General features: G+C 70.7%; 9 protein-coding genes. 7 read left to right on the top strand and 2 right to left on the bottom strand.

Going from position 1 to position 14,532, the window contains the following annotated elements; genetic code table 11:
* Positions 1 to 17: 17 nt before the first annotated feature.
* Positions 18 to 935 (bottom strand): phosphatase PAP2 family protein, encoded by a 918-nt coding sequence (locus tag Ahu01nite_RS27535; protein ID WP_203839546.1) that lies wholly within the window; start codon positions 933 to 935, stop codon positions 18 to 20.
* 204 nt (positions 936 to 1,139) lie between these two features.
* Between Ahu01nite_RS27535 and gsmA the strand changes: the two genes are divergently transcribed.
* Both gsmA and Ahu01nite_RS27525 read left to right on the top strand, forming a co-directional pair.
* Positions 1,140 to 2,288, top strand: a complete 1,149-nt coding sequence (gene gsmA / locus Ahu01nite_RS27530) for a sporangiospore maturation cell wall hydrolase GsmA (RefSeq protein ID WP_203839545.1) — start codon at positions 1,140 to 1,142, stop codon at positions 2,286 to 2,288.
* Positions 2,289 to 2,456: 168 nt separating this feature from the next.
* On the top strand, positions 2,457 to 4,802 hold the full coding sequence (locus Ahu01nite_RS27525) for an ATP-binding protein (RefSeq protein ID WP_239159181.1): 2,346 nt from the start codon (positions 2,457 to 2,459) through the stop codon (positions 4,800 to 4,802).
* Here the strand turns inward: Ahu01nite_RS27525 and Ahu01nite_RS27520 are convergent.
* Complete coding sequence (locus tag Ahu01nite_RS27520) at positions 4,735 to 5,100, bottom strand: response regulator (RefSeq protein WP_203839543.1); 366 nt, start codon at positions 5,098 to 5,100, stop codon at positions 4,735 to 4,737. The two genes, Ahu01nite_RS27525 and Ahu01nite_RS27520, sit on opposite strands and share 68 nt — an antisense overlap.
* A gap of 147 nt (positions 5,101 to 5,247) precedes the next feature.
* On the opposite strand from Ahu01nite_RS27520, the gene Ahu01nite_RS27515 reads away from it, so the two are divergent.
* From Ahu01nite_RS27515 to Ahu01nite_RS27495, 5 genes are all read left to right on the top strand, one after another.
* The gene (locus tag Ahu01nite_RS27515; protein WP_239159180.1) at positions 5,248 to 6,021 is read left to right on the top strand and encodes an aldo/keto reductase; all 774 of its coding nucleotides are present in this window, start codon (positions 5,248 to 5,250) and stop codon (positions 6,019 to 6,021) included.
* 43 nt (positions 6,022 to 6,064) lie between these two features.
* On the top strand, positions 6,065 to 10,018 hold the full coding sequence (hrpA, locus tag Ahu01nite_RS27510) for an ATP-dependent RNA helicase HrpA (RefSeq protein ID WP_203839542.1): 3,954 nt from the start codon (positions 6,065 to 6,067) through the stop codon (positions 10,016 to 10,018).
* A gap of 58 nt (positions 10,019 to 10,076) precedes the next feature.
* Complete coding sequence (locus Ahu01nite_RS27505) at positions 10,077 to 12,437, top strand: putative bifunctional diguanylate cyclase/phosphodiesterase (RefSeq protein ID WP_203839541.1); 2,361 nt, start codon at positions 10,077 to 10,079, stop codon at positions 12,435 to 12,437.
* A 128-nt stretch (positions 12,438 to 12,565) separates the two neighbouring features.
* On the top strand, positions 12,566 to 12,946 hold the full coding sequence (locus tag Ahu01nite_RS27500) for a DUF6401 family natural product biosynthesis protein (protein WP_203839540.1): 381 nt from the start codon (positions 12,566 to 12,568) through the stop codon (positions 12,944 to 12,946).
* 199 nt (positions 12,947 to 13,145) lie between these two features.
* The gene (locus tag Ahu01nite_RS27495; protein ID WP_203839539.1) at positions 13,146 to 13,925 is read left to right on the top strand and encodes a LamG-like jellyroll fold domain-containing protein; all 780 of its coding nucleotides are present in this window, start codon (positions 13,146 to 13,148) and stop codon (positions 13,923 to 13,925) included.
* Positions 13,926 to 14,532: the final 607 nt, after the last annotated feature.

Below are 14,532 nucleotides of genomic sequence, written 5' to 3'. Positions count from 1 at the left end.
TGCCTCCTGCGAAGGGGTCATTCGGGCTGGGGCGCGGGGGTGGGGCGGTCGCCTGCTGCCAGACGTACCCAGATGGCGAAGGTTGCAGCGACCACTGTGGTGACCGCCGCAATTCCGGCGGCGAAGACGTAGCGTCCGGAGACGAGGTCCGGGGTGAGGTGCTCGCCGAGGGCGAGGGCGCTGAAGCCGACGACGGCCGCGACGGCGCTGAGGGCGCCGACGACGCCGAAGATCCACATGGCGATGCGGTTGGGGCGGGCGGTGACGCCGGTGATGCGTACGCGGCCGAGGCGAACGACCGCCGAGGCGAGCGCGCTCCAGGCCAGCACCACGAACAGGGCCGCGACGGTGTCACTGGGGCGGTGCCATTCCGCCCAGACCGTGGCGACGGCGATGGTGGTCGTGTACGCGGCCCCGATCATCGCGACGGTGCCCCGGATGGCGTAGGGGAGCACCAGGATCAGGGCGAACGCGACGGACGCCGCGGCGGTGGTGTGCCCGCTCGGGAAGGAGTTCGGCATGCCCGTGCCGTCGAGGTCGGGGCGTTCGAGGTAGGTCTTGAGCAGCCGGGTGCTGGCGTTGGCGCCGAGCACGAGCAGCGCGGCGGCGATCGCCAGGTCCTTGCGCCGGCGGACGAAGCCGATCAGCGCGGCGGCGACGCAGATGGCCACGAGGCTGACCAGGGTCGTGCCGTTGAGGGCGCGCTGCATGACCTCGACGAAGCGGGGATGGCTCACGTCGGCGCCACGCATGGCCAGGGTGTCCGCCTTCTGCCCGATCGTGGTGAGCACGCAGACGTAGTACGCGGCGGCGACGCCGCCGGCTGCGAGCAGCGCGACGAACAGGTTCCCGAACACGCTGCCGGCCCCGCGGCCTTTCGGCGCCGGGTCGGACGGGGCGGGGGATGCAACGGAAGGGGCGGCCACGGCCGTCATCGGGGGTCCTCCTGGGGGTGAGGTGGGCGGCTCAGCTTTGCCCATACCGCCAGGGTTTCAACCGCCCGGAATATAGCCCTGTCACCCGGCGGGGAACGCGGCAACCCGACTGCACCCCGCATCGCTCTCGGGCGGCAACGGCGCACCGAGACCTTCGAACAGAGCCGAGGCACGGATGCCGACGCCGCGATCGAGGGGATGTCAATGACGCACACCGCCCGACGACTGCTCACTGGGCCGTTGCTGCTCGCCGCCGTATGCGCCGGGTTCGCAGCGCCGCAGGCCGCGAGCGCCGCCGCCACCGGTGTCGCCACGACCGTCAAGGTGACGGGCTCACTGAAGGTGCGCTCGGCGCCGTCGCTGACCGCCGGGGCGGTCGGCACGCTGCGCGGCGGGGACAAGGTCACCGTGGTCTGCCAGACCGCCGGGCAGAAGGTACGCGGTTCCGTGCGCACCTCGGCCGCCTGGGACCGCCTCGGCGCCGGCCGCTACGTGTCCCACGCGTACGTCGCCACGTCGAAGAAGATCCCCGTCTGCGCCGCCGAGTCCGGGGCCGCCGTCCCGACCAAGGCCAAGCCGGTCACCTCCGCGAACGCCAGGCGTTTCGTGGTCGGCACGGTGAAGAGCCTCGAGGGCAAGGTCAACCTGCGCTCGGCGCCCGCGACGTCCGGAGCAGTGCTCGCATCGGTGAACACCGGTCGCACGATCAACCTGCTCTGCAAGGTCGCCGGGGAGAGCGTCACCGGAACGGTCCGGACCACGAAGCAGTGGGACCGGACGTCGGTCGGCACGTACATCTCGCACGGCTTCATCTACTCGGGGCCGCTGCCGGTCTGCGCGGGTGCCGTCGTCAGCGACGAGCCGGCGGTCACGCTGACCCCGGAGCAGTTCATCAGGGCGTCGGTCGCCGGTGCGCAGCGTGGCTGGCGCGAGTTCGGCGTCCCGCCGTCGGTCACGATCGCCCAGGCCATCCTCGAGTCCGGCTGGGGCCGCAGCGGCCTCGCCGCCGTCGACCGGAACTACTTCGGGATCAAGTGCTTCAACGGCGCGTTCGGCAGGTACGCGGACGGCTGCCACGTCTACAACACCCAGGAGTGCACGAAGGCCGGCACGTGCTTCGCGACCACCGGCGCGTTCCGGACGTACCCCACCATGGCGCACTCGTTCCGGGACCACGGCAGCTTCCTGCGGGTCAACCCCCGCTACGCCGGCGCGTTCGACTACACCACCGACGCGAACAAGTTCATCTTCAAGATCTGGAAGGCCGGGTACGCCACCGACCCCAACTACGTCACGAAGGTCACCGGGATCATGGCCGCCTGGAACCTCTACCAGTACGACACCTGGAAGTAGCGCTGAGTCAGGTTGTGTGCAATTTAGTTGTGCACAACTAAATTGCACACAACCTTTCTGGGGCGCGCGGGCGGCAACGGGCGCCGCGGGTTGCGGGAAGCGCACGGACGGCACCTCCGTCGGCGGAACCTCGTCGGCGGGGGTGTTCTGCGTCCTATGCTCCTGTCAGTGAGCAGCAGAAACGGGCCGAGCGCGTGGCAGGGACGCTTCGTCGGTCCGCTGCTCGCCGCGAACGTGCTCGTCGTCGGCATGACCGCGACGCTGCTCACCGTCGGGGCTCTGCGCGAGGATCAGCGCGCGGCGGCCGCCCGGGTGATGGATCAGCGCACGGCCGTCGCCCGGACCGCGGTCACGACGGAGACGGGCCGGTACCGCGACCTCATGCAGGCGGTCGCCGCGGGTCTCGGCACCAACACCCGGCTCACGGCGTCCGACTTCGCCGCCGGCACGGCGCCGCTCGACCGGGCGACGCTGCCCGGAGCCACCTCGGTCGCGTTCGTGGTCCCGGCGGTGGCGGGCCAGGTCGCTGCCACCCAGGCTCTGTGGCGCGGCCGCGGGGCCACGGACCTGGTGCTCAGGCCGAAGGGTACGCCCGCCGAGCACTACTTCTCCGTCTTCCAGCGCACCCTCAACAACAACGAGGAGCGCCCCGCCGGTATCGACGTGGCGGAGTCCCCGGAGGGCGCCGCGGCGCTGGTGGAAGCGCGGCACACCGGCCGGCCCACGGTCTCCGCGGCGTACGTGCTCCTGCGTGACCGCGACCTGCCCGCCAACCGCCAGCAGCTGTCGTTCCTGTTCGTGACGCCGGTGTTCGCCCCGGAGTTCCGGGGCTGGCTCGCGCTCGGCCTGCACGGCGAGGACTTCCTCGGCGGCGTGCTCGGCCAGGCCAGCCAGGGACTGCTCGACGGCCGCCTGGTCGCGAGGGACGGCGCCGGCAGACCCGTCCAGGTGGCCTCGTACGACGCGAAGGGCCGCCTCGACCTCACCCGCACGGCGAGCTTCCCCGTCGCCGACACGCAGTGGACGCTGACGACCGGCGCCGACTCGCGCAACCTGCCCGGGGCACGGACGAGCACCCCGGCGACGGTCCTGCTCGGCGGTCTCGTCGTCACGCTGATGCTCGCGCTGCTGGTGTGGATCCTGGCCACCGGGCGCACCAGGGCCCGCAAGGAGGTGCTGGTCGCCACCGCCGAGCTGCGCGCCGCCGAGGCCGAGAGCCGTCGCCAGGCCGGTCTGCTCACCGCCGTCATGACCAGCATCGGCGACGGGGTCGGCGTCGTCGACGAGGACGGGCACTTCCTGCTGCACAACCCGGCGGCGAAGGGGCTGCTCGGCATCTCCGACGACATCGACGAGCCGGAGGGCTGGCAGGAGCACTACGGGCTGTTCCGCGGTGACGGGCGCACCCCGTTCCCCCTGGAGGAGCTGCCGCTGATGCGGGCGCTGCGCGGCGAGTCCTGCGACGGCGTCGAGATCCTCATCCGTAACGGCCAGCGCAAGGACGGCATCCTGGTCAGCGTCGACGGGCGCCCGCTCGACCCGAGCGCCGGGCAGCACGGCGCGGTCGCGGTCTTCCACGACATCACCGAGCTGCGCCGCTACGAGACCGACCTGGCCGTCTTCGCCGGGGTGGTGGCGCACGACCTCAAAGCGCCCCTCGCGGTGATCCGCGGGCACTGCGAGACCGCCGCCGACGAGCTCGCCGACGCCCCCGAGGGCCCGGAGGTGTTCGAGGCGCGCGCGGCGATGGACCGGATCGCCAACGCGGTGGACCGGATGGCGGCGCTGATCGACACGCTGCTCGCGTACACGACGTCGCGGGACGCTCCGCTCAAGCTGGAAGCCGTCGCTCTCGGCCCGCTGGTCGCCGACGTGATCGCCCAGCGCACCGAGCACGTACGCCCGGACGGCGCCGCCCCCGACTTCTACGTGGGCCGGCTCCCCGAGGTCCGGGCCGACCCGGCGATGCTGCGGCACGTCCTCGACAACCTCATCGGCAACTCGCTCAAGTACGTCCCGAGCGGCCGGGGCGCGCGGATCGACGTGACCGCGGGACCGGGTGCGCCGGGCTGGACCCGGATCGAGATCGCCGACCGCGGCATCGGCATCCCCGACTCGGACAAGCCCAACATCTTCGACTCGTTCCACCGGGCCCCGGCCGCCGCCCGGTACGCCGGCAGCGGGCTGGGCCTGGCGATCTGCCGCCGCATCGTGGAACGCCACGGCGGCAGGATCGGCGTGTCCGACAACCCGGGCGGGGGCACGCGCTTCCACTTCACCCTGCCGCTCGCCGCGGTGACCCTCGACCGGGCCCTCGCGGAACGCGCCGACGTGGTCGAACTGACCCGCCTCGGCGAGAGCGTCAGGCCGGCCGGCGAGGGCATCAGGCCAGCCGGGGAGAGCGTCAGGCCAGCCGGGGAGAGCGTCAGGCCCGCCGGGGAGAGTGTCAGGCCGACCGGGGTGGCAGCAGCGACGCCACGCACGCCAGGAGCTGGGCGGGCAGGAACGGCTTGAGCAGGGTGGCGCTCGCACCCGCCTCCGCGGCGCGGGCGTCGCCGGGCAGCATCGACCCGCTGGCCAGGACCACGGGGATGTGCCGCAGGCCCTCGTCCGCGCGGATCGCCCGGCACAGGTCCAGCCCGGTCATCTTCGGCATGTCGACGTCGGTGACGACGATGTCGGGCAGGTGCTTGCGTACCGCTTCCAGGGCTTCCTCGCCGTCGGTGGTGGTGACCACCTCGTGCCCGGCCCTCTCGAGAGCGCGGCGCAGCACGAACAGAATGTCCTCGTGGTCCTCGGCGACGACGATCATGGGGCCCGGCCTCCGGTTTTGCGTTGTAGTCGCAGGGTTAAAGACCGAGGCCGCGTCCGGACACGGGCACGTGACCAATTTCCTTGTCGTGCGGCCGCTCCGACCGGGAGTTCCCAGAGGGTCCACCCCCAGGAGTTAGATGGGGGTATGACGATTGCTTCCGTACCCCTCGACGGGGGCCTCTCCATGCCGCTGCTCGGCTTCGGCACCTGGCAGATCGAAGGACAAGCCGCGTACGAAGCGGTCCGTGAGGCTCTCGAGGCCGGATACCGGCACCTCGACACCGCGACCGTCTACGGCAACGAAGCCGAGGTCGGGCGTGCTTTGGCAGATAGTGGCGTACCCCGTGACGAGGTGTTTGTAACCACCAAGATGCCCGCTCATCAGGCCGGGCAGGAGCGCGAGGTCCTCGCGGCCAGCCTCGAGGCCCTGCGCCTGAGCGCCATCGACCTCTGGCTGATCCACTGGCAGCCCAGCGCCGGGCACTCCGTGCCGATGTGGCGCGCGATGCTCGCCGCCCGCGACGAGGGCCTCGTCCGGGCCGTCGGGGTCAGCAATTATGACATCAAGGACATCGACGAGCTGATCGACGAGACCGGTCAGAAGCCCGCCGTGAACCAGATCAAGTGGGGACCCAGCCTGTACGACCCGAGCCTGGTCGCCGAGCACCGCGACCGGGGCGTCGTCGTCGAGGGCTACTCGCCGTTCAAGACCACGAACCTCAAGGACCCGGTCCTGACCCGGATCGCGTCCGCGCACGGCGTCGACACCGCCCGGGTGGTGCTGCGCTGGCACATCCAGCACGGGATCGTCGTCATCCCGAAGAGCGTGACCCCGGAACGCATCTCCAGGAACGCCCAGATCGACGGTTTCGTGCTGTCGGAGGAGGAGATGGCCCACATCGACAAGCTGCGGCGATAATCACCAGGCGCTCGGGGGCGCGGATGCCTATTGTTGTGTCGCCATGTCTGTAGCCCCCGTAAGCCCGGATCTTGCCGAGCTCCGCCGCCGGATGTCCGAACTCCTGCCCCGCGACGAGCGCCGCCTGCGCCGCCGTCTCGACGGCACCCGCAGGATCCGCGACGACGTCGCGCGCTCCGCGGCCCTGACCGAGATAGCCGGCGAGATCGAGCGGGCCGAGGCGCGCCGCGCGGCCCGCGTCGCGTCGATGCCGGTCGTCACCTACCCCGCGGAGCTGCCGGTCAGCGCCCGCAAGGACGACATCCTCGCCGCGATCCGCGACCACCAGGTCGTGATCGTGGCGGGGGAGACCGGGTCCGGCAAGACCACCCAGATCCCCAAGATCTGCCTCGAGCTGGGGCGCGGCCTGAACGGCCAGATCGGGCACACCCAGCCCCGCCGGATCGCCGCGCGCACGGTCGCCGAGCGCATCGCCGAGGAGCTCGGCACCGAGCTGGGCGCCACGGTCGGCTACAAGGTCCGCTTCACCGACCAGGTCTCCGACGAGACCATGATCAAGGTGATGACCGACGGCATCCTGCTCGCCGAGATCCAGCACGACCGGATGCTGCGCCGCTACGACACGCTGATCATCGACGAGGCCCACGAGCGCAGCCTCAACATCGACTTCATCCTCGGCTACCTGCGCCAGCTCCTGCCCCAGCGCCCCGACCTCAAGCTGATCATCACCTCGGCGACGATCGAGACCCAGCGTTTCGCGGAGCACTTCAGCGATGCGGCCGGCAAGCCCGCCCCGGTGATCGAGGTATCAGGCCGGACATATCCGGTCGAAGTCCGATATCGGCCCCTTGTGCAGGAAACCGAGGAGGAGCGCGAGGAGCCGATCGACCTCGTCGACGGCATCTCCGACGCGGTGGCCGAACTCGGGCGCGAGAGCAGCGGCGACATCCTCGTGTTCCTCAGCGGCGAGCGCGAGATCCGCGACACCGCCGACGCCCTGAACAAGCTCGACCTGCGCAACACCGAGGTCGTCCCGCTCTACGGCCGGTTGTCCGCCGCGGAGCAGCACAAGGTCTTCGAGCGTCACACCGGCCGCCGCGTCGTGCTCGCCACCAACGTCGCCGAGACATCGCTGACCGTGCCCGGCATCCGGTACGTGATCGACCCCGGCACCGCGCGGATCTCCCGGTACAGCAGCCGGCTCAAGGTGCAGCGGCTCCCCATCGAAGCCGTGTCGCAGGCGAGCGCCAACCAGCGAAAAGGCCGCTGCGGGCGTACCTCTGACGGCATTTGCATCAGGCTCTACTCGGAGGAGGACTTCGAGGGGCGGCCGGAGTTCACCGAGCCGGAGATCCTGCGTACCAATCTGGCCTCCGTCATTCTGCAGATGACCAACCTCGGCCTGGGTGACCTGCAGAAGTTCCCCTTCATCGACCCGCCGGACAAGCGCAACGTCACCGACGGCGTCAAGCTTCTCGAGGAGCTCGGCGCGCTCGAGCAGCGCAACCTGACCCCGATGGGCCGCAAACTCGCGGCGCTGCCGGTCGACCCGCGGCTCGCCCGCATGGTCGTCGAGGGCGGCGTGCAGGAATGCGTCGCCGAGGTCATGGTCATCGCCGCGGCGCTGTCGATCCAGGACCCGCGCGAGCGCCCTGCCGAGCGCCAGCAGCAGGCTGACGAGAAGCACGCCCGGTTCGTCGACAAAGAGTCGGACTTCTTCAGCTACCTCAACCTGTGGCGCTACCTGCGCGAGAAACAGCGGGAGCTGTCCGGCAACCAGTTCCGCCGGATGTGCCGCAGCGAATACCTCAACTACCTGCGCGTACGCGAATGGCAGGATCTCTACGCCCAGCTCCGCCAGACCGCCCGGTCCCTCGATCTGGCCTTCTCCGAGGACGACGAGAGCGTGCCCGAGGCGCAGCGGCTGCACACCGCCCTGCTGTCCGGCCTGCTCAGCCACATCGGGCTCAAGGACACCGACAAGCGTGAATACCTCGGCGCGCGCGGTGCGAAGTTCGCGATTTTCCCCGGCTCGGCGCTGTTCAAGAAGCAGCCACGCTGGGTGATGTCCGCGGAGCTCGTCGAGACCTCCCGGCTCTGGGGCCGCGTCAACGCCCGCATCGAGCCGGAATGGGCCGAGAAACTCGCCCCGCACCTGGTGAAACGCAGTTACAGCGAACCGCACTGGGAGAAGAAGCAGGGCGCCGTCATGGCGTACGAGAAGGTCACGCTCTACGGTCTGCCGATCGTGCCGCGCCGCAAGGTCGGCTACGCCAAGGTCGACCCGATCGTCTCGCGCGAGCTGTTCATCCGGCACGCGCTGGTCGAGGGCGACTGGGAGACCCACCACACGTTCTTCGCCGAGAACACCACGCTGCTCGCCCGCATCGAGGAGATCGAGAACAGGGCCCGCCGCCGCGACATCCTCGTCGACGACGAGACCGTCTACGCCCTGTACGACGCGCGCATCCCCGCCGATGTGGTCTCCGCCCGGCACTTCGACTCGTGGTGGAAGAAGGCCCGCCACGATGATCCGCAGCTGCTCACGTTCACGCGCGAGCTGCTGGTCAACACCGGGCGTGACGGGGTCGACCCGGGGGCGTATCCCGACGCCTGGCTGGTGCCGACCAACGATTCAAAAAGCGACAAGAGGGCCAACGGCGTACGCCTCCCGTTGTCCTACCAGTTCGAACCCGGCGCCCGGGCCGACGGCGTGACCGTGCAGGTGCCGCTGCCGCTGCTCAACAAGCTCGACGCCGCCGACTTCGGCTGGAACGTCCCGGGCCTGCGCAAGGAGATCGTCGTCGCGCTGATCCGGGCGCTGCCCAAGCATCTGCGCACCAGTTTCGTGCCGGTGCCGGACTGGGCCGACACGGTGCTCTCCCGCATCCCGGCCCGCCGCGGTGACCTCAGCGACGCGGTCGGCGCCGAGCTGCGCAAACTCACCGGCACGATCGTGCCGCGCGACGCCTGGCGCCCCGGCGCCGTGCCGGACCACCTGCGGATCAACTTCCGGGTCGTCAACGAGCAGGGCGCGCCGGTGGGGGAGGGCCGCGACCTCGACGTGCTGCGCGCGAGCCTCGCACCCAAGGTGCAGCAGACCATCTCCGCTGCCGCCGGCGACATCGAACGGCGCGGCATCACCACCAATGATTTCGGTACGCTCGCCAGGTCGATCAAACAGGTCCGTGGCGGGTACGAGGTCACGGTCTACCCCGCGCTCGCCGACGAGAAGGACAGCGTCGCGATCCGGGTCTTCGAGAGCGAGGCCGAACAGCGCGAGGCGATGCGCAACGGCACCCGGCGCCTGCTCCTGCTCACGCTGCCCCCGGCCGCCCGCTACCTGCAGGGGCGCCTCGACAACCGGGCCAAGCTGGAGCTGTCGCGCGGCAACCCGTACCGTTCGATCGCCGACCTGCTCGACGACTGCGCCGGGGCCGCCGTGGATCGCCTCGTGCAGGACTCCGGCGGGCCGGTCTGGTCGACGCCGGAGTTCGCCAAGCTGCGCGACGAGGTGCGCGCCGACCTGGTCGACGCGACCGCCGCCGTCGTGACCCAGGTGCAGGCGGTGCTCGCCACGGCGTACGACGTCGGCCAGCGGCTCGGCACCACCCGCGACCCGTCCATGGTTCCGGCGCTCGCCGACATCCGGGCCCAGCTCAAGGCGCTGGTCTACCCCGGTTTCGTCACCGACACCGGCTGGCGCCAGCTGCACCAGCTGCCCCGCTACCTCAAGGGCATCGTGCACCGCCTCGACCGGCTCGGTGGCAACCTCGCCCGCGACCGGCAACTGATGGGCCAGCTGCAGGAGATCGAGCGCGAGTACCGCGAGCTGCGCGCCGACCTGCCGGTGGGCGGGCCCGCCGACGAGGGGCTGCGCGAGATCCGCTGGATGCTCGAGGAGCTGCGGATCAACTTCTTCGCGCAGGCGCTCGGTACGGCGTACCCCGTATCGGACAAACGCATCTACAAGGCGATGGACCAACTGCCGACCTGACACGTTCTGTCCCGTTCCGCCCGTAGCCGTACGGTCCGCATGCGACCGTGGAACGGCAATGGCGGACGGGCAAACGACAGCGCGGGCGGGCGGGCCTCCAGGCCCTGCCCGCCGGTGGTGGTTGTGGTACCTGAGCGTTCTCGGGTCAGCAGCCGTTGTCCTGCCGTTCCTGCCCTGGCCGGCCGCTCGTACGGCGCTGCGGCTGCTCGGCGCCCTCGCGGTGATCGCGGCCCTCGTCGCGGGGCTGCGGGTGCACCGGCCCCGCCACCCGCTCGGCTGGTACCTGCTGCTGACCGGGGTCGGCTACGCCCTGTTCTGCGACCTGGTCTGGCCTCTGCCGCAGTCGGTGGGCGGCATGAGCGACTATGCGGCGACCGGCCTGTTCCACCTCGTCACCTACCCGATCCTCGCCTGCGCGCTGATGGTCCTTCCCGGTCAGAGCCGGCGTGCCCTGCGCTTCGCCGGCTACACCGAGACCGGGATCATCACCAGCGGCGCGGCGGTGGTCTGGTGGACGCTGGTGGTCGACCCGTACGTGCTCGACCCCGGCCGGATCCCCAGCCAGCCCCACCTCGTCGCGCTCCCGATGCTCGACATGGCGATCTTCGCCCTCGGCCTGCGGCTGCTGCTGGTCGGCGGCACGAAGTCGGCAGCCTACGTCCTGCTCTGCGCCGCGACCGCCGGGCTGCTGGTCGCCGACAGCGCGCTCTTCCTCTCCACGATCAACGGTGGTCACCTCCCCGTGCTCAGCATGGCCTCCTGGATGGCGGCCAACGCGCTGCTCGGCGCGGCCGCCCTGCACCCGTCGATGGCGGTGATCCAGCCCGCTCCGAGCGAGGACGACGCGCTCGACGACATCGGCACCGCCCGGATCTACATCGTCACGGTCGTCGCCACCCCGATCATGACCGGGATCTTCCTGCTGCACGAGAGCGCCGTGGACCGGGTCACCGCCGGCGACGTCATCGTCCCGGTCGGCGCCACCGCCCTGACCGCCGCGCTCGTCGTGACCCGGATGCGGCAGCTCAACCTCGTCGGGCGGCGACGCGCGGTAGCCCTCGAACAGTCGCTGGGCCGGCAGCAGGAGCTCCAGGACGAGCTGCGCCACCAGGCCCAGCACGACAGTCTCACCGCCCTGCCCAACCGGGAACTGCTCTACGAACGGGTCACCGCGGCGTTGGCCGCCGAACGTCCCGGCGCGCTGATCGTCCTCGACCTCGACGAGTTCAAGGAGGTCAACGACCGGTTCGGGCACGCCGTCGGCGACGAGCTGCTCGTCGCGGCCACCGGGCGGCTGCACGAGATCCTCCCGTCCGGCGACCTGCTCGCCCGCCTCGACAGCGACGAGTTCGCGATCCTGGCCCACGACGAGGACGCCGCCGGCTGCACCCGGATCGGCGAGCGGGTCCTCTCGGCGATGCGCAGCCCGTTCGCGGTGCAGGGCCACGAACTGTTCGCCACGGTGAGCATCGGGCTGCGGGCGCTCGACGGGGAACTGCTCACGGGGGATGTGCTGCGGGACGCGTACATGGCGCTGCACGCCGCCAAGGCGGCCGGGCGGGACCAGATGACGCTGTTCGACCGGGCGCTGAGCGAGAAGAAGCTGGCGGTCTCGCGTACGGTCGAACGCCTGCGCGGGGCCATCGACCGCGACGAGCTGATCGTGTACTTCCAGCCGCTCGTGCGGCTCGCCGACGAGCGGATGACCGGGGTCGAGGCGCTGATCCGCTGGCAGCCCGCCGGCGAGACGATGATCGCGCCCGACCAGTTCATCCCGGCCGCCGAGGACAGCGGCCTGATCGTGCCGATCGGCGAATGGGTGCTGCGGCGCTCCTGCGAGGTCGTCGCCGAATGGCACCGCCGCCGCCACGCCGTCGTCGTGTCGGTCAACGTGTCGCCGCGCCAGCTGCGGGAGACGGATTTCGCGGCCCAGGTCTTCAGCGCGCTGCGCGATTCGGGGCTGCCCGCCTCCGCGCTCATCCTGGAGATCACCGAGGGTGTCCTCGTCGCCTCCGGAATGGTCACCGACCAGGCCATCCGCCACCTCGAGACGCTGCGCGGGCACGGCGTGAAGGTCGCGGTCGACGATTTCGGTACGGGCTACTCGTCGCTCGCGTACCTGCGTGACCTCCCGATCGACCACGTCAAGATCGACAAGTCCTTCATGCCCGGCCCCTCGGCCGAACCCGGATCCGACGGCCCCGACCCGGCCGCCCGCACCATGGTCAAGGCGATCATCGACCTGGCCGCCGGTCTCAAGCTCGGCACCATCGCCGAGGGCGTCGAGACCCGCGAGCAGGTCGACCTGCTGCGCGAACTCGGCTGCGACCGGGCCCAGGGCTACTACTACGCCCGCCCCCTGCCCGCCGGCGACGCGGCCAAGCTGCTCACGAGCGCCGAATGGGGCACCAGGGTCTGAATCCGTGCCCTCGCCGAATGGGGCACGAGGGCGGAATCCGGTGCCCCCGGGTGCGCTGCGGGCATGGGTCGGGTGCCGTTCGGTTACCCCGCTGTCAACCGGTGCCCGCAGGCCCTAGCGTCCTTCCCATGACGAACGAATTCCTCGCCTTCGCCCCGATTTCCACCGCTCCCGCCGCCGACCCGGCCCGCGCGCTCCTGGACGAGATGATGGCGCGGGTGGGCGTGGACGGCCTGGCCGCCGCGCTCGGCGACGCCGGCCTGCTCGCCCAGGTCGACCAGCACGCCGCCGCCGTCCGCGACGCCCTCGGCCAGGCCGGCCGCGAGGTCGACGCCGACGGTCTCGCCGCGTACACCAGGTCGATCGTCGCCGCCGCCAAGCGCATGGGCCGCCCGATCCCGGAGCCCGGCCAGGCGTACGTGTCCGGCCCGGCATGGCTCGCCGCCGAGTGGCACCTGATGCGCCTCGTCGCGGTCTGCCTGATCGCCGAGTCCGCCGGGCTGCTCTAGCCCCCGGCCGGGCTGCTCCGGCTCCGGCCGCCCGCCGGCTTCTGGCCGGCCCTCCCCGGGCGCTCCAGGTGATTAGCCCGCTCGGGTGATTCGCACCGGCCGCTTTTCCGCCGGTCCTGGGCCTTCCCGGTTCGTAACCAGGCTGAAACACCTATATTTTGCATTTCGCGATCTACCGGGTGAAAAGTACGTTTCTCGGATGCGATTCACCGCCACGACCGCTCTGATCAGCGCCCTCGCTCTTGCTTCGGTTTCGGCACCCGCTTCTGCATCCCCTGCTCCTGGCTCTGCTGCCGCCGGCTTTGCGGCCGCTGCGGCTGCCGGACCGGTCACCGTCGCCCGGTACACGTTCGACACCGGCACCACCTCCGCCACCAAGGTGAGCGACCTCTCCCAGCGCGGCTCCGCCCTCACGATCCGCACCAAGGACAAGGGCCGGATCAACTTCAACGGCACCAGGCCCCACACGTACGCCGCCTTCGCCGCCCCCTGCCCCGCCAAGGCCCCCACCTGCCCCCGGGCCCTGCTCGAAGGCACCGACGACGCCGATCTCGACCCGGGCACCCGCCAGTTCCGCTGGGGCGCCTCGGTCCGCCTGACAAAAGCCCAGGTGGCAGGCTCGTCCAACGTCATGCAGAAGGGTGTCGTCGACACCCAGAGCCTCTGGAAAATGCAGATCGGCGCCACCCACGGCAAAGCCCAGTGCATCGCCATCGGCACCGGCTCCCCCACACCCGTGATCTACCTCATCCGCTCAGCCGTCACGGTCGCCGACGGCACCTGGCACTCGGTCCTGTGCCAGCGCTCGGGCGCCCGCCTCAGCGTCTACGTGGACGGCAAACTCAGCGGCACCCTCGCCATCCCCGCCACCCTCTCCATCAGCAACGACCTCCCCCTGCGCATCGGCGGCCCCAACTTCAACACCACCAGCGACATGTACCACGGCCTCCTCGACGACGTGTACGCCCGCCTCGGCTGACCCCCACCGGTAAGAACCCCGGCCCGCCGTCCCCGTCATCCACCGGCGGCGCCGGGCACGCGGAGGGCCGGGACCTCGGCAAAGGTCCCGGCCCTCCGTCCCCGCTTTCCGCTTCTGCTCCCGCTTCCCTCGCGCGAGTGGGTTTTCGCAAGGAGACCGACTGCGGTCTGCCGTCGGCCATGCCGTTGACGCCTGGAGTCCGGGACCCGGATGTCGATGTCGTGACTGGCCCCGATCGTCGGTCAGGACTGCAGGGTGACAAGGGCCAGCAGATAAGTGCTGGTCAGAGCCTCGGCCAAAATGTATATGTGTTGTCGCGAGACGCGATTGCGCCGTGCTTGACGGCTGACATCACCAAAAGTTGCGGCAACTCGGTCTTTCGCGCAACATCACACCGCGCCCAGAACCCACCTCTCGCGCCCGCGCCTTCGCGCCCGCGCCTTCGCGCCCGCGCCGAACGGTCCCGAGTCGAACGGTCCCGAGTCGAACGGTCCCGAGTCGAACGGTCAAAATTTCTAGCCTGCGCCGATCAAGGCCTGCGCCGATCAAGGCCTGCGCCGATCAAGGCCTGCGCCGATCAAGGCCTGCGCCGATCAAGGCCTGCGCC

The sequence above is a fragment of the Winogradskya humida genome, from assembly GCF_016862215.1.
In the GTDB taxonomy this organism is placed as follows: Bacteria; Actinomycetota; Actinomycetes; order Mycobacteriales; family Micromonosporaceae; genus Actinoplanes; species Actinoplanes humidus.
Note: the sequence above shows the minus strand (reverse complement) of the source record. Positions and strands in the feature narration are given on the sequence as shown.

Bases quoted from the DNA above. Each gene is read 5' to 3' on its own strand.
- gsmA (WP_203839545.1), top strand. From the start codon at position 1,140: ATGACGCACACCGCCCGACGACTGCTCACTGGGCCGTTGCTGCTCGCC.
- Ahu01nite_RS27515 (WP_239159180.1), top strand. From the start codon at position 5,248: ATGACGATTGCTTCCGTACCCCTCGACGGGGGCCTCTCCATGCCGCTG.
- hrpA (WP_203839542.1), top strand. From the start codon at position 6,065: ATGTCTGTAGCCCCCGTAAGCCCGGATCTTGCCGAGCTCCGCCGCCGG.
- Ahu01nite_RS27500 (WP_203839540.1), top strand. From the start codon at position 12,566: ATGACGAACGAATTCCTCGCCTTCGCCCCGATTTCCACCGCTCCCGCC.
- Ahu01nite_RS27505 (WP_203839541.1), top strand. From the start codon at position 10,077: ATGGCGGACGGGCAAACGACAGCGCGGGCGGGCGGGCCTCCAGGCCCT.
- Ahu01nite_RS27495 (WP_203839539.1), top strand. From the start codon at position 13,146: ATGCGATTCACCGCCACGACCGCTCTGATCAGCGCCCTCGCTCTTGCT.
- Ahu01nite_RS27520 (WP_203839543.1), bottom strand. From the start codon at position 5,100: ATGATCGTCGTCGCCGAGGACCACGAGGACATTCTGTTCGTGCTGCGC.
- Ahu01nite_RS27535 (WP_203839546.1), bottom strand. From the start codon at position 935: ATGACGGCCGTGGCCGCCCCTTCCGTTGCATCCCCCGCCCCGTCCGAC.